The 17,854-nt window shown below is 63.0% G+C and carries 12 protein-coding genes and 1 pseudogene; 7 read left to right on the top strand and 6 right to left on the bottom strand.

Annotated features, from left to right (window positions below):
* Positions 1-138 precede the first annotated feature (138 nt).
* From BM279_RS07810 to BM279_RS07795, 4 genes are read left to right on the top strand one after another with little or no spacing between them, the layout of a single operon-like run.
* Positions 139-8,763, top strand: coding sequence for a glycoside hydrolase family 94 protein (locus BM279_RS07810; RefSeq protein WP_425272676.1), 8,625 nt, complete (start codon positions 139-141; stop codon positions 8,761-8,763).
* A 16-nt stretch (positions 8,764-8,779) separates the two neighbouring features.
* On the top strand, positions 8,780-8,995 hold the full coding sequence (locus BM279_RS07805; RefSeq protein ID WP_027910094.1) for a CsbD family protein: 216 nt from the start codon (positions 8,780-8,782) through the stop codon (positions 8,993-8,995).
* A gap of 25 nt (positions 8,996-9,020) precedes the next feature.
* A complete protein-coding gene (locus BM279_RS07800; RefSeq protein ID WP_093502565.1) occupies positions 9,021-9,284 on the top strand; it encodes a hypothetical protein in 264 nt (87 codons plus the stop codon).
* Positions 9,285-9,300: 16 nt separating this feature from the next.
* Entirely contained in the window at positions 9,301-10,023 is a 723-nt protein-coding gene (locus BM279_RS07795) for a Crp/Fnr family transcriptional regulator (protein WP_093502563.1), read from the top strand.
* A 215-nt stretch (positions 10,024-10,238) separates the two neighbouring features.
* Here the strand turns inward: BM279_RS07795 and guaA are convergent, their stop codons facing one another.
* The 4 genes from guaA to BM279_RS07775 form a co-directional block, all read right to left on the bottom strand.
* Positions 10,239-11,816 carry a glutamine-hydrolyzing GMP synthase gene (guaA, locus tag BM279_RS07790; RefSeq protein WP_093502561.1) on the bottom strand — a complete coding sequence of 526 codons (1,578 nt, stop codon included), beginning with the start codon at positions 11,814-11,816 and terminating at the stop codon, positions 10,239-10,241.
* 76 nt (positions 11,817-11,892) lie between these two features.
* Positions 11,893-13,362, bottom strand: coding sequence for an IMP dehydrogenase (gene guaB / locus BM279_RS07785; protein ID WP_093502559.1), 1,470 nt, complete (start codon positions 13,360-13,362; stop codon positions 11,893-11,895).
* A 223-nt stretch (positions 13,363-13,585) separates the two neighbouring features.
* Positions 13,586-14,122 carry a sugar ABC transporter ATPase gene (locus BM279_RS07780; RefSeq protein ID WP_093502557.1) on the bottom strand — a complete coding sequence of 179 codons (537 nt, stop codon included), beginning with the start codon at positions 14,120-14,122 and terminating at the stop codon, positions 13,586-13,588.
* A 95-nt stretch (positions 14,123-14,217) separates the two neighbouring features.
* The gene (locus BM279_RS07775) at positions 14,218-14,682 is read right to left on the bottom strand and encodes a multidrug/biocide efflux PACE transporter (protein ID WP_093502555.1); all 465 of its coding nucleotides are present in this window, start codon (positions 14,680-14,682) and stop codon (positions 14,218-14,220) included.
* 85 nt (positions 14,683-14,767) lie between these two features.
* Here BM279_RS07775 and BM279_RS07770 point away from each other — a divergent pair, with 85 nt between their 5' ends.
* Entirely contained in the window at positions 14,768-15,643 is an 876-nt protein-coding gene (locus BM279_RS07770) for a LysR family transcriptional regulator (protein WP_093503496.1), read from the top strand.
* A gap of 17 nt (positions 15,644-15,660) precedes the next feature.
* Here the strand turns inward: BM279_RS07770 and BM279_RS07765 are convergent, their stop codons facing one another.
* A complete protein-coding gene (locus BM279_RS07765; protein WP_093502553.1) occupies positions 15,661-16,116 on the bottom strand; it encodes a DUF945 family protein in 456 nt (151 codons plus the stop codon).
* A 164-nt stretch (positions 16,117-16,280) separates the two neighbouring features.
* Here BM279_RS07765 and BM279_RS07760 point away from each other — a divergent pair, with 164 nt between their 5' ends.
* Complete coding sequence (locus BM279_RS07760; RefSeq protein ID WP_093502551.1) at positions 16,281-16,595, top strand: NIPSNAP family protein; 315 nt, start codon at positions 16,281-16,283, stop codon at positions 16,593-16,595.
* A gap of 171 nt (positions 16,596-16,766) precedes the next feature.
* On the opposite strand, the pseudogene BM279_RS23560 reads toward BM279_RS07760, so the two are convergent.
* Positions 16,767-16,901 (bottom strand): annotated as a pseudogene (locus BM279_RS23560) (DUF488 domain-containing protein); the annotation flags it as partial.
* A 66-nt stretch (positions 16,902-16,967) separates the two neighbouring features.
* On the opposite strand from BM279_RS23560, the gene BM279_RS07750 reads away from it, so the two are divergent.
* Positions 16,968-17,639 carry a COG3650 family protein gene (locus BM279_RS07750; RefSeq protein WP_093502549.1) on the top strand — a complete coding sequence of 224 codons (672 nt, stop codon included), beginning with the start codon at positions 16,968-16,970 and terminating at the stop codon, positions 17,637-17,639.
* The last annotated feature ends 215 nt before the right edge of the window (positions 17,640-17,854 follow it).

Here is a 17,854-nt window from a genome sequence, read left to right as displayed (position 1 = left end):
TGCGCCAGCAGACAGACGCTCTCCTGCAAGGATTTCACACTCGTTGTGGCCACACTCCTATTTCGGGCGCCCGCTGCACTTGCTTGATTGTTATCGCTGCAGCGTTGCCCGCACCCCAGGTTGCACCCCAAGGAAAACATGGATAGGCAATGGCTTAGAGCAATCCAACGGTTATGGCAGCCCACACCACGCACCTTCGAGTACGAGCCGGCCCTGCGCGCGGAACTGTTCAGTGCAGAACAGATGGCTACCCACGGTGCCCATCTGGCCCAACAGCATCACCTTAGCCCCGCCCCCACCTCCGACGCCCTTCTTCACCGTCTATCCGAAAACGCTGCGGTACTGGCCAGCAGTTGCCAGGCGATGAGCGTGGCAGCGCTCTCCAACCAGCGGGCGACACCTGCTGCGGAATGGTTGCTGGACAACTTCTATCTAGTCGAAGAGCAGATTCGTACGGCGCAGAAACATCTGCCCAAAGGCTACTGCCGCGAGCTACCTGGCCTGGATGATGGGCCTTCACGGACCTTGCCACGGGTTTACGACATTGCCCTGGAAACCATCGCCCATGGCGATGGCCGGGTCGATAGCGACAGTCTGAGCCGTTTCGTAGCGGCCTACCAAGTGATCACACCGCTGACGCTGGGCGAGCTATGGGGCATTCCCATCATGCTGCGTTTGGCACTGATCGAGAACCTGCGGCGGGTCGCGTCCCGGGTGATGGCCAGCTGGAGCGACCGCAGCCTGGCCAACGACTGGGCAGACCGGCTGGTTTCAACCGCTGAGCTCGACGCCAAGGATGTGGTGCTGCTGGTTGCCGACCTGGCGCGCTCTGCGCCACCGATGACCAGTGCTTTCGTGGCCGAGTTGGCGCGGCGCCTGCAAGGCCAAAGCACAGCACTGATACTGCCGATGACCTGGGTCGAGCAGGCTCTGGCCGAATCCGGGCAGAGCGTCGAGCGGTTGATTCACCTCGACGCTCAGCTGCAAGCGACAGAGCAAGTGTCGATCAGCAACAGCATCAACAGCCTGCGCCTGCTCTCTTCGCTGGACTGGCGCGAGTTCGTCGAACTCATGAGCGGCGTCGAGCACGCCCTTGGCGAAGACCCGTCTGCGGTCTATCCCAGCATGGATTTCGCCACCCGCGACCATTACCGCCACGTCGTCGAGCGTCTGGCGCGCTGTTGCCGATACTCGCAGGTCGAGATCGCCCGGGCGGCCGTCGCCCTGTGCCATAAGGCAGCGGATGAAGACCCGCTGAAGCGCCACGTTGGCTTCTACCTGTTGGGCCCCGGGCTGGTCGATCTGGAGCAACAACTGGGCGCGCGGCGATCCCCAGCCGAGCGCTGCCGGCGCGTGCTGCGCAAGTCGCCGCTGGCGTTTTTCATGACGCCAGTGGTGGCGCTCAGCGTTCTGCTGGCCTGGCCCTTCTACAGCATGCTGCGCGCCGACGGCTGGGGCCCATGGGCATTGCTGCTACTCAGCGTGCCGACGCTGGTGATGACCAGCCACCTGGCCATCGCGTTGGTCAACCGTCTGGTCACCCTCAGCCTGCCAGCAGACATCCTGCCGCGCCTCGATTACAGCGCCGGCATTCCCCCCCAAGCGCGTACGCTGGTGGTAGTGCCGACGCTGATCGGCAGCGCTCAGGATGTTGAAGAGCTGGTGGACGGCCTGGAGATACGGTTTCTCGCCAACCGTGATGCCAACCTGCATTTCGCCCTGCTCACCGATTTCATGGATGCCCAGAGCGAGGTGCTAGACGGCGATGCGCCCTTGCTGCAACAGGCCAGCCTGGCGGTCGATGCGCTGAATCTGAAATACCCCGAAACTGGCGCGTCGCGCTTCTTCCTGCTGCATCGCCCACGACGCTGGAACGCCACCGAACAACGCTGGATGGGCCATGAGCGCAAGCGCGGCAAGATCGCCGAGCTCAATGCGCTGTTGCGTGGTCATGGCCAGGACCGGTTTTCCCTGATCGTCGGCGATATCGCCGCGCTGCCGGAGGTCAACTACGTCATCGCCCTGGACACCGACACCCAACTGCCACGCGATGTGGCCCGGCAGTTCCTCGGCGCCATCTGCCATCCGCTCAACCAGGCCCGCTTCGATGCGCAGCAACGCCGCATCGTCAGTGGCTACGCCATCCTGCAACCCCGTGTGGGCATCAGCCTGCCGAGCATCGCCCGCTCCACTTACGCGCAACTGTTTGGCAGCGATGCGGGGGTGGACCCTTACACCCGTTCTGTATCCGACGTGTACCAGGATCTGTTCGGCAACGGCTCGTTCATCGGCAAGGGTATCTACGCCGTGGACGCTTTCGAGAAGGCGCTGCAGGGCTGCTTTCCCGACAACTGCATTCTCAGTCACGACCTGATCGAGGGCTGTTACGCCCGCTCTGGGCTGATCAGCGACGTACAGCTGTACGAGGAACACCCGGCGCGCTACAGCGCCAATGCCAAGCGCCGGCATCGCTGGATTCGCGGAGACTGGCAGCTGTTGCCCTGGCTGATGCCCTGGACACCGAAATCCGGCGGCGGCCTGGAGCGCAACCGTCTGACCGATCTGGCCTGCTGGAAGATCGTCGATAACCTGCGCCGCAGCCTGGAGCCGGCGGCCTTTCTGTGCATGCTGCTGTGGGGCTGGTTCGCCACCACCCAGCCACTGCTGTGGAGCCTGGGTGTGTTCCTGCTGATCATCGCCCAGCCACTGATCAGTACCCTGTTGGCGTTGCTGCACAAAGCCCACGACATCAACCTCGGTCAGCACCTGAAGGCCACCCTTCGCGATGCGGCCCAGGACTTCACTCGTGCGTTGCTGACTTTGGCGTGGCTGCCCTTCGAAGCCTTCAGCAGCCTGGATGCGATCGCTCGTACCCTGTGGCGCATGACGATCAGCCAGCGCCGCCTGCTGCAATGGAACCCTTCGCGAGAAGTGGAGCGCAGCAGTCGCAACGACCTGCCGGGCTTGTACCGGCTGATGTGGGTCGCGCCGCTGCTGGCGGTCGCCGCCGCCGTACTGCTGTCTGGTCAGCCCGTGGTGCTGGCCATCGCCATGCCCTTCCTGCTGGCCTGGCTGCTGGCGCCTGCCATCGCCTTCTGGCTGAGCAGGACGGCGGTCTATGTCGCCTATGCACCATCGCTCGAGGATCAGCAGTTTCTACGTCGCCTGGCGCGCAGGACCTGGGCCTTCTTCGACGATCATGTGGGCCCTGCGGACAACTGGCTGCCACCGGACAACATTCAGGAGCGGCCAACGGCGGTGACCGCCCACCGAACATCGCCGACCAACATGGGCATGGCGTTGCTGTCGCACCTGGCCGCTCACGACTTCGCCTATCTCAGTGGCGGCCGCCTGCTCGCGCGGCTGGATAACGCCCTGACCAGCATGTCGCGGCTGGAGCGCCATCGCCGCCACTTCTACAACTGGTACGACACCCAGACGCTGCAACCGCTGCCGCCACGCTACGTTTCCACCGTAGACAGCGGCAACCTGGCCGGCCTGCTACTGACGTTGCGGCCAGGCCTGTACGAGTTGCCGAACGCAGCATTGCTCAGCGCGAACTGGCGCCGAGGCGTGGCCGACAGCCTTGGCGTGCTGCATGAAGCACTGCTGGCCGGCGGCCTGGACGAGCACTTGCTCGATGAAGCCTTCGGCGAACTTGCCCCGGCACCGGCTCTCGAAGCCGAGAGCCTGTCTGATATCAGCGCCGTCCTGCAGCGCCTGATCGCTCTGGCCCAGGGGCTGCGATCCACTCTGTCAGCGGCTGTCGAGGCCGATTACTGGCGCCAGGCACTGCTCGCCCATTGCCAGGATCTGCATGACGAACTGGCTTGCCTGACCCTGCCCGGCGACCCTCCAGCCTCGGGCAGCTGGCATGAGCTGGCGCAGCTCGATGCAGCGCAATGGCCGACTGCCGAGCAGGCCCAGGTACGCGCTGTGATCGCCCACGCCAGCGAACGCATCGCCACGGCGCTGCGCCTGGCGGATCTGGCGGCCGAGCTGGCGGACATGGACTTCACCTTCCTGTACGACGCGCAACGCGAACTGCTGGCCATTGGTTACAACGCCGATGACCAGCGTCTGGATGGCGCCTACTACGACCTGCTGGCCTCGGAAGCGCGGCTGACCAATTACGTGGTCATCGCCCAGGGGCAGCTTCCTCAGGAAAGCTGGTTCACCCTGGGCCGTTTGTTGACCAGCAATGGCGGGGTTCCCGTGCTGTTGTCCTGGACCGGCTCGATGTTCGAGTACCTGATGCCAATGTTGATCATGCCCAGCTATGCCGACACCCTGCTCGACCAGACCTGTCGCGCCGCGGTCGTGCGGCAGATCGAATACGGCCAGCAACTGGGCCTGCCGTGGGGCGTATCCGAGTCCGGCTACAGCACCCTGGACGCACAACTGAACTATCAGTACCGAGCCTTCGGCGTGCCCGGCCTGGGTCTCAAACGCGGGCTTGGCGAAGACGTGGTGATGGCGCCTTATGCTTCGGTATTGGCCCTGATGGTCGCCCCCGAGGTGGCCTGCAAGAATCTCCAGCGCCTGGCCGACATGGGCATGGCAGGCCGATACGGTCTGTACGAAGCCATCGACTTCACCAGCGCCCGACTGCCACCGGGGCAGAGCGCGACCGTTATTCAGTCCTTCATGGCCCACCATCAGGGCATGAGCCTGCTGTCGCTGACCCATGTGCTGCAGGGTCGCCCTATGCAACGCCGCTTCGAGGCCGATCCGCAATTCCAGGCCACCGCCCTGCTGCTGCAGGAGCGGGTGCCGAAAAGCGCCGCGCAGTACCTGCACACCGCCAATGCGTCGCTGGAAGGCAAGGTCGCCCGGGTAAACGAGAACAAGCTGCGGGTCTACACCGATCCGGGGCGCCGGCATCCGGCCGTGCAACTGCTTTCCAACGGCCGTTACCACGTGATGATCAGCAATGCCGGCGGTGGCTACAGCCGGTGCGACGATATGGCGGTCACCCGTTGGCACGAGGACATTACCTGCGACAACACCGGTACCTTCTGCTACCTGCGTGACGTCGACAGCGGTGATTTCTGGTCCTCGGCGCACCAGCCGACCTTGCGTGCGACACAAAGCTTCGAAGCGATCTTCACCGACGCCCGAGCCGAATTTCGCGTGCGAGAACGGGACTTCGATGCCCACACCGAGATCGTCGTTTCCCCTGAGGACGACATCGAACTGCGGCGCCTGCATATCAGCAACCGAGGTGCGCAGCGTCGCACCCTGGAACTCACCAGCTACGCAGAGGTGGTCCTGGCTCCGGCCCTCAGCGACGCCCTGCATCCTGCCTTCAGCAAACTGTTCGTACAGAGTGAATTGCTCACTCCATTGCAGGCGATCCTGTGCAGCCGGCGGCCCCGTTCCAGCGAAGAGAAGGTGCCGTGGCTCTGCCATCTGCTGGCGGCGCATGAGGTGGACATCACGGCGATCTCCTATGAAACCGACCGGGCCCGCTTTATCGGTCGCGGGCGCAACCTGACACACCCTGCGGCGATGGACACCGAGACGCTGTCCGGCACGGCCGGGGCGGTACTCGACCCCATCGTGGCGATCCGCTGTCGGATCACCCTGGATCCAGGCCAGACCGCCACCATCGACCTGGTAACAGGCGTCAGTGACAGCCGTGACGGTTGCCTGCAGCTGATCAACAAGTACCGTGATCGGCACCTGGCCGACCGTGTCTTCGACCTGGCCTGGACCCACAGCCAGGTGCTGCTGCGCCAACTCAACACCTCCCATGCCGATGCCCGCCTGTTCGAGCAGATGGCTGCGTCGATCATCTATACCAACCCTTCGCTGCGCGCTGCTCCAAGCGTTCTGGCGGCCAACCAGCGCAACCAGAGCGGCCTGTGGGGCCAGGCGATTTCCGGCGACCTGCCCATCGTGCTGCTGCAGATTTCCGCGACCGCGCATATCGACCTGGTGCGCCAACTGGTACAGGCCCACGCCTATTGGCGGCACAAGGGCATGATCGTCGACCTGGTGATCTGGAACGAAGACCAGGCCGGTTACCGCCAGGATCTGCAGGACGTGATCATGGGCCTGGTCGCCTCGGGCAGCGAGGCGCATCTGCTGGACAGGCCTGGCGGCATTTTTGTGCGCCCCGCCCAGCAACTTTCCAACGAAGACCGCGTGCTAATGCTGGCCGTAGCCCACCTGGTGCTCAGCGATGAGCGCGGCAGCCTTGCCGAACAGATTCATCGGCGCCGTGCAGAGCCCGCTCTGCCGGCCTTCGATGCCAGCCTGCTGCCCAGGCCGGTACCGGCCGTAGCGGTTGCAGTGGCTGATTCGTCGCTGATTCTCAGCAACCCTCATGGTGGTTTCAGCGCCGACGGCAAGGAGTACGTCATTCATTGCCGAGCCGGTCAGCCCACGCCGGCACCCTGGGTCAACGTGCTGGCCAACCCGAACTTCGGCAGCGTCATTTCCGAAAGTGGCAGCGCCTACACCTGGCATGAAAACGCCCACGAATTCCGCCTTACACCGTGGCGTAACGATCCGGTCAGCGACCCGGGCGACGAGGCCATCTACCTGCGCGATGAAGACAGCGGCCATTACTGGTCGCCAACCCCACTGCCGCGCCCCGGCAAGGGCGCATACGTGACCCGCCACGGTTTCGGCTACAGCGTCTTCGAGCACGAGGAGGGCGGGATCCGCAGCGAGCTGTGGGTCTACGTATCGCTGCAGGATCCGGTGAAGTTCTCGCACCTGAAAATCCACAATGTCTCCGGCCGAGCACGGCGCCTGTCGGTCACCGGCTACGTGGCCTGGGTACTGGGTGATCTGCGGGAAAAATCGGCCATGCATGTGGTCAGCGAGGCTGATCCGAACAGTGGTGCACTGTTCGCGCGCAATGCCTACTCCATCGAATTCCCTGGCCGTGTGGCTTTCTTCGATGTCGATGCACCGCTGGCCAGCAGCACCGCCGGCCGCTGCGATTTCATCGGCCGTAACGGCAACCTGAGCGCTCCTGCAGCCATGGCGCAGCCGCACCTGTCAGGGCGCAGCGGGCCGGGGCTCGACCCGTGCGCTGCGTTGCGCGTCGATCTGCAGCTGGCTGCCGACGAGCAACGCAGCGTGACCTTCCGACTGGGGGCTGCGCAGGATGCCAGGACCGCCTCGCGTCTGGTGCAGCGCATGCGCGGCAGCAACGTCGCCAAGGCCGAGCTGGAGCGAGTACGCGACCATTGGCAGGACACCTTGGGCAAGGTTCAGATCGAAACCCCGGAGCCGGCCGTGGATGTGCTGGTCAATGGCTGGCTGATGTATCAGGTAATCGCCTGCCGCTTCTGGGCTCGCAGCGGTTATTACCAGTCCGGCGGCGCCTTCGGCTTTCGTGATCAATTGCAGGACAGCATGGCCATGCTGCATGCCGATCCGGCTGCGGTTCGTCAGCACCTGCTGCTGTGCGCCGCCCACCAGTTCGTCGAGGGTGATGTGCAGCATTGGTGGCACCCGCCGCTGGATCGTGGTGTGCGTACCGGCTGCTCCGACGACTACCTGTGGCTGGCCCAGGCGACCAGCCGCTATGTGCAGGTCAGCGGCGATCACAGTGTGCTCGCGGAAACCGTGGGTTACCTGGAAGGCCGCTTGCTAAACAGCGGCGAGGAATCCTATTACGACCTGCCGAACCATTCTCCCCTGCGCGAAACCCTTTACCAGCATTGCGTCAGGGCCATCGAACACAGCCTGGCACGGGGCGCTCACGGCCTGCCGCTGATGGGCCATGCCGATTGGAATGACGGAATGAACCGCGTCGGCGAAGGGGGCAAAGGCGAAAGCGTGTGGCTGGGTTTCTTCGGCTACGACGTGCTGCGTCGCTTCGCCACCACCGCATTGCTCAACGGTGACGCCGAGTTCGCCAGGCGCTGCGACGAACAGGCCGATGCCTTGAGGCTGAGCCTCGACGCCCACGCCTGGGATGGCGACTGGTATCGCCGCGCCTATTTCGACGATGGCACGCCTTTGGGCTCGACGGGCAACGACGAGTGCCGCATCGACTCCATCGCCCAGAGCTGGTCGGTGCTTTCCGGCGCGGCTCCCGACGGGCGCCGACGCACTGCCATGGACTCACTGGAACGGCATCTGCTGCGCCGCGACATCGGCCTGGTACAGCTGCTTGCGCCACCGTTCGACCAAGGCGTGCTCGACCCCGGCTACATCAAGGGCTATGTGCCCGGCGTGCGCGAGAATGGCGGCCAGTACACCCACGCGGCGGTGTGGGCAAGCATGGCCTTCGCCGAACTGGGCGACAGCGCCCGGGCGTGGGAGCTGCTGCACCTGATCAACCCGGTCAGCCACGGCAACAGCGCCGTAACCATCGCCACTTACAAGGTCGAGCCCTATGTGGTGGCCGCCGATGTCTACGGCATGCCGCCGCATGAAGGCCGTGGCGGGTGGAGCTGGTACACCGGCTCGGCCGGTTGGATGTACCGGCTGATCGTCGAGTCACTGCTCGGTCTGCAGCGCAGCGGTACGCAGTTGCGCATGCAGCCGGTACTGCCGGCGGGCTGGCGCGGATTCAGCCTGCGCTACCGCTTTGGCTCCGCGACCTACCGAATCGTCCTGTTTTGTAAGGCGTCAGGCGATGCGACCGTGCACCTGGATGGCACACTGCTGCAGGGCGACAGCATTACCTTGATCGATGACGGCGTGGAGCATCGGGTAGAGATTCAATGGCCAGACCAGATCCTGGCACACGACGGGCGCTGGATGGACACTCACAGCAGGCCCCTAACGCGATAAGGCACGAGGAACGACCATGGACAGACCATTGAGCACGATCATCGAAGGGAAATGGAAGCGGTTGGTAGGGCCGGCGCATATCATCTGGCACGAACTCACGCGCAACGAACTGCTCAAGTCTGGCGGCGATCTGGACAAGCTCACCACGCTGGTCCACAGCCGCTGCGACATGACGCACGATGAAGCACGCAAGCAGGTCGTGAGTTTCTTCGAGCGGCACCGCACTACCTGACCGGCAACCTGCCCAGGAGATCGCCATGCTCGCTGCCTACTTCGTCGTCGCACAGAGTTCGGGCAACATCATCCGGGTCACTCGTCGCGACGTCCGCCCGGACGACTCGGCGACCATCACCCACATTCACGCCTCACCAAACCAGCTCAAGTGTTATCAGCGCTTGTTCGACAGGGGCCAGGATCTGATCAGCATCGACAGCCTGCGGCAAGGCACCTGGACGACTATGTGCGGCAACGAACCGAGCCAGGCGTTTGCGAAGCGTATAGTGAAGGGTTCATTAGAATAAATTGCCAAGGGATTCCATGCCCGACGACTACATGCCGCAGCAGAACCACTTGTTGGCTGCTTTGCCTGGCGAAGTCCAGCAGAGGCTCTTTTCACACCTGGAGCACGTCTCCCTGCCGCTCGGGCAAGTGCTCTATGAGTCCGGGGAATCCGTGCGTCATGTGTATTTCCCCACCGATTCCATCGTCTCCCTGCTCAATGTCATGGAAAATGGTGCCTGCGGGGAAATTGCCGTGGTCGGTAACGAAGGGCTGGTGGGCATCTCGCTATTCATGGGCGGTGAGAGCACCCCAAGCCGTGCGGTGGTGCAAAGTGGTGGCTATGCCTATCGCCTGCTGGCACCGCGCCTGAAGGAAGAATTCAATCGCCATGGCGAGCTTCTGGTGCTGATGCTGCGCTACACCCAGGCCCTGATCACCCAGATGTCGCAGACCGCGGTGTGTAACCGCCATCATTCGATTGACCAGCAGCTATGCCGCTGGCTGTTGTTGTCACTCGATCGCCTGCCCGGTAACCAACTGACCATGACCCAGGAATTGATTGCCAACATGCTCGGCGTACGCCGCGAAGGCGTTACCGAAGCCGCCGGCAAACTGCAGCGCCAAGGCGTGATCGAATACAGCCGCGGCCACATCACGGTGCTCAACCGCAAGCAGCTCGAACAAATGAGCTGCGAATGCTATGCCGTGGTGAAAAAGGAAAACGACCGTTTGCTGTCCTATATGTCGCTACACAGCTGAGCCCTGATCCTCTGTATCCACAGGCTCTCTCTGCAATGCCTCCAAGGCACTGGCCAATCATCGCGATGGCTTGCCGTAGCTCACGCCCCCTACCACGCTTGGCGATGCAGCACGCTATCTGGACTTGCCAGCCCCCCCCAAAAACCAAAAGCCCGCAATTACGCGGGCTTTTGGTTTTCCTGACCACTGACTACCGACTTACGCCGGACGCGGGATCATTCCCACTCGATGGTCGCTGGCGGCTTGCTCGATACGTCGTAGGTGACGCGGGAGATGCCGTCGATTTCGTTGATGATCCGACCGCTGACGGTTTCCAGCAGCTCGTAGGGCAGGTGCGCCCAGCGAGCGGTCATGAAGTCCACGGTTTCCACGGCGCGCAGGGCGACGACCCAGGCGTAGCGACGGCCGTCACCGACCACGCCCACCGATTTGACCGGCTGGAATACCACGAAGGCTTGGCTGGTCTTGTGGTACCAGTCGGCTTTGCGCAGCTCTTCGATGAAGATGTGGTCGGCGCGGCGCAGGACGTCGGCGTACTCCTTCTTCACTTCGCCGAGGATGCGCACGCCCAGCCCCGGGCCCGGGAATGGGTGGCGGTAGACCATGTCGTAGGGCAGACCCAGTTCCAGGCCGATCTTGCGCACTTCGTCCTTGAACAGTTCACGCAGTGGCTCGACCAGCTTGAGGTTCATTTCCTCCGGCAGGCCGCCGACGTTGTGGTGTGACTTGATCACGTGGGCCTTGCCACTCTTGGCGCCAGCCGATTCGATCACGTCCGGGTAGATGGTGCCCTGGGCGAGGAACTTGATGTTCGGCAGCTTGCTGGCCTCGGCATCGAACACGTCGATGAAGGTGCGGCCGATGATCTTGCGCTTCTTCTCCGGGTCGGCTTCGCCGGCCAGGTTGTCGAGGAACTGCTTCTCGGCGTCGGCGCGGATCACCTTGACGCCCATGTTCTCCTTGAACATGGCCATCACCTGATCGCCTTCGTGTAGGCGCAGCAGGCCGTTGTCGACGAATACGCAGGTCAGCTGATCGCCGATGGCCTTGTGCAGCAGCGCGGCGACCACGGAGCTGTCGACACCGCCGGACAGGCCCAGCAGCACGTTGGCATCGCCGACCTGCTCACGCACCTGGGCGATGGCGTCTTCGACAATGTTGGACGGCGTCCACAGGGCTTCGCAGCCGCAGATCTCTTCCACGAAACGCGACAGGATGCGACCGCCCTGCTTGGTATGGGTCACTTCCGGGTGGAACTGCACGCCGTAGTAACCGCGGGCGTCGTCGAACATGCCGGCGATCGGGCAGCTCGGGGTGCTGGCCAGCACGTTGAACTGGCCCGGCAGTTGGGTGACCTTGTCGCCGTGGCTCATCCACACGTCCAGGCCCAGCACGCCGTCGGCATCGACATGGTCTTCGATGCCGTCGAGCAGTTTGCTCTTGCCGACCACATCGACGCGGGCATAACCGAATTCGCGCAGATCGGAACCTTCGACCTTGCCGCCCAGTTGCTCGGCCATGGTCTGCATGCCGTAGCAGATGCCCAGCAGCGGTACGCCGAGGTCGAACACGGCCTGGCGCGCGCGCGGGCTGTTGGCTTCGTGAACCGATTCCGGGCCGCCGGCGAGAATGATGCCGCGCGGGGCGAAGGCACGGATGTCCTCGTCGGACATGTCCCAGGGATGCAGTTCGCAGAACACGCCGATCTCGCGCACGCGGCGGGCGATCAGCTGGGTGTACTGGGAACCGAAGTCGAGGATCAGGATACGGTGAGCGTGAATGTCGAGGGCCATGACTCTGTTCTCGTCAGTGGAAGCAGAAACAACGCGGGGCTGTCGATACAGCCCCGTTGAAAGATGATGCTGGGAATTAACCTACCCGGTAATTCGGCGCTTCTTTGGTGATCTGCACGTCGTGGACGTGGGATTCGGCCATGCCGGCACCAGTGATACGCACGAACTCGGGCTTGGTGCGCATCTCGTCGATGGTCGCGCAACCGGTGTAACCCATGGAGGCACGCAGGCCGCCCATCAGCTGATGAACGATGGAGCCCATGGCGCCTTTATAGGCCACACGGCCTTCGATGCCTTCCGGCACCAGCTTCTCGGCACCGGCCGAGGAGTCCTGGAAGTAGCGATCCGAAGAACCCTGGGCCTGGGACATGGCGCCCAGAGAACCCATGCCGCGGTAGGCCTTGTAGGAACGCCCCTGGAACAGTTCGATCTCGCCCGGCGCTTCTTCGGTGCCGGCCAGCATGGAGCCGATCATCACGGCGGAGGCGCCAGCAACGATGGCCTTGGACAGGTCACCAGAGAAACGGATGCCGCCGTCAGCAATCAGCGGGATACCGGTACCCTCCAGTGCGGCGGCGACATTGGCTACGGCGGAGATTTGCGGCACGCCAACACCGGCAACAATACGGGTGGTGCAGATCGAGCCTGGGCCAATGCCGACCTTGACCGCGTCAGCGCCAGCTTCGGCCAGGGCCAGAGCGGCAGCGCCGGTGGCGATGTTGCCGCCGATCACCTGGATCTCCGGGAAGTTCTGTTTGACCCAGCGCACGCGCTCGATCACGCCCTTGGAGTGGCCGTGGGCGGTATCAACGATGATCACGTCAACGCCGGCATTGGCCAGGGCGGCAACACGGTCACCGGTGTCGGCGCCGGTACCGACCGCTGCACCAACGCGCAGACGACCCTGGTCATCCTTGCTGGCCAGCGGGTAGGCCTTGGCCTTTTCGATGTCCTTGACGGTCATCATGCCCTTGAGGTTGAAGGCATCGTCAACGATCAGCACTTTCTCGATACGGTGCTTGTGCAGCACTTCGCGAACGGCATCCTTGGCAGCGCCTTCCTTGACGGTGACGAGGCGCTCTTTGGGCGTCATCACTTCACGGACGGTGGCATCCAGACGGGTCTCGAAGCGTACGTCACGGGAGGTGACGATACCGACCAGGTCGCCGTTGCTCAGCACCGGCACGCCGGAGATGTTGTTCTGTCGGGTCAGCTCGAACAGATCACGCACGGTGGCGTCGGCCTCGATGGTGATCGGGTCCTTGACCACGCCGGATTCGAACTTCTTGACCTTGCGAACCTCGGCAGCCTGCTGGTCGATGGTCATGTTCTTGTGGATGATGCCGATGCCACCTTCCTGCGCCATGGCGATGGCCAGTCGGGCTTCGGTGACGGTATCCATGGCCGCGGAAAGCAGCGGGATATTCAGCTCGATGCCGCGGGTAAGGCGAGTCTTGAGGCTTACGTCCTTCGGCAGAACGTCGGAGAAACCGGGAATGAGAAGAACGTCGTCGAAGGTAAGGGCTTCTTGACTGATACGCAGCATGGCGGGGGCTCCCAGGCGGGAAAATTGGAAGCGCGCCATTATACCGAGTCAGCCCTTGTCACTCAATGTAAAGAATGATGATCGACCGTTCGGCGATTAACGGAAATGATTCTCGGCGAACGGGGAACCGAAGCCCATTCGTGCAGCCTGAATACTCTCAGGCTCAAGGAAGAGCTCCCCTTTACCCGGCGGCGTCCCAATCGATGTCGCGTCCGCGTCGCTTTCACGCTTCAACCACCGCAACCGGATAGCCCAGTCGCTCGGCAAACTCTTCGAGAAAGCCTGCCGTGAAGCGCGCTTGCGTCCAGCCATTGAAGATGAAGCCAAGGTTGGAAAACGCGCAGGGCTGCAGGAACAGAAAGCCGTTGATGTCGTCTTCATGTCCACACAGTGGGCAGGTGAAGTTGTCGGTTTCGCCGGGCATCCATTCATCCAGGCTTTCGAACAGCGCCTCGCCAATTTCCTGCCGGCACTCGGGGCAACCGGCTTCCTCCAGAAAATCGTCGGTGGGCGTATAGATGCAGCGCCGGTAGATGACTTCCAATCCGTTGATCGGCAGACAGAACGGCAGCCGCTCGGCAGACTCCACCACCCTGCTCGCCCCCGGCGCGATCGCGTAGGCCATGCCGCTGCGCCCACAAGTGGTCGGCAGCGCCTCGACGATATCGCGCTTGGCCAACCAGCGCAGAATCTGCTGGGCCTTGCGCTCGTGACCGGGAAAGCTGGAGATGCGCGGAACGATGATGCTTTGCGTGGGCATGCCGACTCTTCGAGTGCCTGAAAACCGCGCAGCTTAGAGGGAGCCGCCAGGCGCCCACAAGTCGGTCGGGCCTGACGGTTCCATGCGCTCGCGTCTCAGGAGCATGCCAGGGTGCGAGCCTGGCGGCGGTCGACATAGCGTTCGCGCAGCTTGTCGTAGGCCAGGTTGTAGAGAAAGGCATACGGCAGAAAGAACAGGATCAGGCCGATATCCATCAGGAAAGCAGTGACCAGGCTGACCGACAGCCACCAGGCCGCCAGCGGCACCAGCACCAGCACCAGACCGCCCTCGAACAGCATGGAATGGCTAATTCGCGCCCACAGCCCACGCTTGAAGCCCATGCGTCGCTGCGCTGCATCGAACAGCACGTTGAAGATCATGTTCCACAGCATGGCTACCGCCGAGAACATCAGGGTCAGCACACTGGTATGCGCCAACGGTTTGTCCAGCGCCCAGGCCAGTACGGGTGCACAGATAAACAGCGCGATCAGTTCGAATAGAGTGGCGTGCAGCACGCGCTCTTTCATGGAGCGCACCGCGACGGCGTTGGATTGACTCATGTCAGGCTCCCAAGGGGATGGTGATGGCGCTATTATCATCGGCAAAACTGCCAGACCAAAGTTAACTGCCATCGGCCTAACCGATATGAACTTATCTCCCGAATCACTCCACGCCTTCGCACAGGCCGCCGCGACCGGCTCGTTCAGCGCCGCCGCCCGGCGCCTGGGCAAAAGCCAGTCGACCATCAGCGAGGCGGTCTCCCGGCTGGAAATGGAGCTGGATGTCACCCTGTTCGAGCGCGGTGCCCGCCAACTGACCCTGACCGAAGCCGGTGGCAGCCTGCTGAGCCATGTCGAGGACGTGCTGGCCGCCTCCGACCGCCTGCAACGTCAGGCCAGCCAACTCGCCTCGGGTCTGGAGCCCAAGCTGACCCTGGTGCTGTCCGATGCGTACCAGGCTAGCCGCTATCAGGCGCGCCTGGCGGAGCTCGATGAACGCTATCCGGACCTGGAATTCGAGTGTTTCTTCGCCGAGCACGCCGACGTGCTGGAGCTGGTCGGCCAGGGCCGTGCGCACCTGGGCCTGCTCGCCGCGCGGGCGGTCTACCCACCCGAGTTGGCCCACGCCAGCCTGGCGGATGCGGCGGATTTCGGGCTGTTCGTGGTCAAGGGGCACCCACTGAGCCAGCTGGCCCGCGTACGCCTGGAAGACCTGGCACACTGGCGCGTGTTGCGCCTGAGCAGCCTGGCCGATCACCACGGCGAACTGGACGACCTGCCGGGCAGCGGCGGCCGCTGCTGGTCGGCGCCAGATTATCTGTTACTGCTGGAAATGGCGGTGCTGGGGTTCGGCTGGGCCGCCTTGCCCCGCCAACTGGTGGTGAGCCACGGCGGTGACAGCCTGCATGAGCTGAAGGTCAACGGCTGGCCCAAGCAGCTACCGGTCGATGTGGTCTGGTCCCGCGGCCGGACACTGGGCCCGGCCGCGGCCTGGCTACTGGAACGCCTGCTCAGTGCCTGAGCTGTGGCCAGCCTGGATCACTTCTGCACGACATCTACCGATGGCAACAGCCCGATCAGCCACATGACTGCACGCACGTCATCGTCCTCTGGCAGCAGGTGTCCGTTGACGTACAGTTTCTTATCGGCGCCAAACCTCAGCTTGCTTTCCAACGTTTCTCGCCCAAACCAGGCGAGCCCAACAGCCATGGGAGGTTTGAGCCAGGAGCGAATCAGCTCTTTTGCCATGAGGTCTCTGTCCGCGGGAGTAGCCAGAGCGCCTCTGGGACTCGCCTGTACGATTGTTTCAGCCGTTTCGAACAAGGCACGGTCATAGCGCGTGAGCACGACCTTGGCATCACCACGCTGGTTGGCACGCTCCACCGCTTGCTGCAAGGTAGCCTGCAGGCGCTCGCCAGCAGTCCACGCCGCGAACGTCCAAGCGCCAGCCAGCAACATGCTGGTGGTCGCGAGCAAAAGAAGTTTTTTCTTCATGCGTAGGGGTCCTGATGCATGAGGCAGCTGCTTGCAAAGCGGCCACCGAGGCAGGGTCCGACCTGCCGTGATTAGGGGTAATGGCGCACGGCGGTCCCAATCTCGTTGCACAAGCGCTTGCAGCGCGGCTTTGCTAGAGTGGGCATTCCGTCAAGGAGAAGACCATGATCACCTGTTACCTGCGCTACATCATCGACCCATACCAGTTGGCCGAGTTCGAGCACTACGCCAAATTGTGGATTCCGTTGGTGGAAAAGTTCGGCGGCCAACACCACGGCTACTTCCTGCCGTCCGAAGGTGCCAACAACGTCGCCCTGGCGCTGTTCAGCTTTCCCAGCCTGGCGACGTACGAGGAGTATCGCGAGCGTTCCATGCAGGATGAAGAGTGCCTGGCCGCCTTCGCCTACGCCCAGCAAAACCGCTGCATCCTCAGCTACGAGCGCAGCTTTATGCGCCCCATTGGCGTCGAGACTCGTTAACGATTCTTTGGGTTTCTGAGAGTTTGTGGCAAATGAATCGACTGCGATAAAGCAGAAGCAGCCGCCTGTTTCGTGGCAGAAGCTTTAGTCTCGATTGTTCCTGGCTGGGCATAAAGAGCTCGCGGCTAGAGCCGCTCCCACCGGTTCGCAATCGCCCGCTCTCGCCGCGCATGGCGCCACTTCACGCAGCCATTGGTCATGATGCAGCTGATCCTTGGGCATGCCCCATGGCCACAGCCGGTCGACCAGTACCCGGTAGCCGTCAGCCTCTTCAAAGGGCTCTTACACGCGCTTGCAGCGAATCATTACAGGCCCTCCTTGAGATTGCCCGGCGGCCTCGGTAACGTGGCCGCTCGCCAGACGGAGAGCCCCATGCACATCAGCCGCAAAGTCCTAGTATTCACCCTGTTGCCCCTGTTTGCCGGTTGCCAGGTGTACAAGAGCAAACCCGTCGAGGCGGAAAAAGCCCAGACGCGCCTGCAGGGCGAACTGACCCGCGAGAACGGCCAGCTGTGGCTCAAGCCATGCCAGGACCCGCGCCGCTTCGCAATCAGCGAGGGCAGCACGACGCTGATTCAGGATGCCAACGAGCTGCTCGGCAATGGCCACTCGGCGCTGTTCGCCGACCTGCGCGGCAGCATGGGCGCGACGCCGATCAGTGGTGCCGATGGTGCGATGCAGGTCGGGCGCGTGTACCGCCTGCAACCCGAAGGCCATGGCTGCGACGATCCGAACTTCAAACGCACGCTGGTGCGCGCCGCCGGCCAGGAGCCGTTCTGGAGCGTGACGGTGAGTAACCAGGGCATGGTACTCAGCGCTCCGGACCGCGAGCCTGTTGCGTTGCCTTATATGGAAGAACAGCTGCCCGAGGGGCGCATCAACCTGACCAGCGAAGCCAACGGAGAGCGTGTGGAGTTGTGGCTGGCGCCGCAGCGCTGCGTGGACAGCATGAGCGGCGCGGTGCAACACATGAGCGCCCAACTGCGCCTCAATGGCAAGCTGATGCGCGGCTGCGCCGCGTTTGGCGGCGCACGCAACGACTAAACAATGAGCAGGGATGCGCCAAAGGCAGCGCATCCTGTTAGATGCCTACCCGTGTTTTCTGGCTTGAATTCATCTCTTTGGACTGCAAAGGGGCGCGAGCGGCCGGTGAACGGAGTACTTGTAGGAGATTCTATGGTTTAGGGCAATGCCTTTATGTCCTTCTGCTGATGTACTCGCCTTGAGTTTTCATCAAGGCGAATGCGACTCTGGCGAGC

Source organism: Phytopseudomonas straminea, assembly GCF_900112645.1.
GTDB classification, from domain to species: domain Bacteria; phylum Pseudomonadota; class Gammaproteobacteria; order Pseudomonadales; family Pseudomonadaceae; genus Aquipseudomonas; species Aquipseudomonas straminea.
This window is presented reverse-complemented; position numbering and strand designations above follow the sequence as displayed.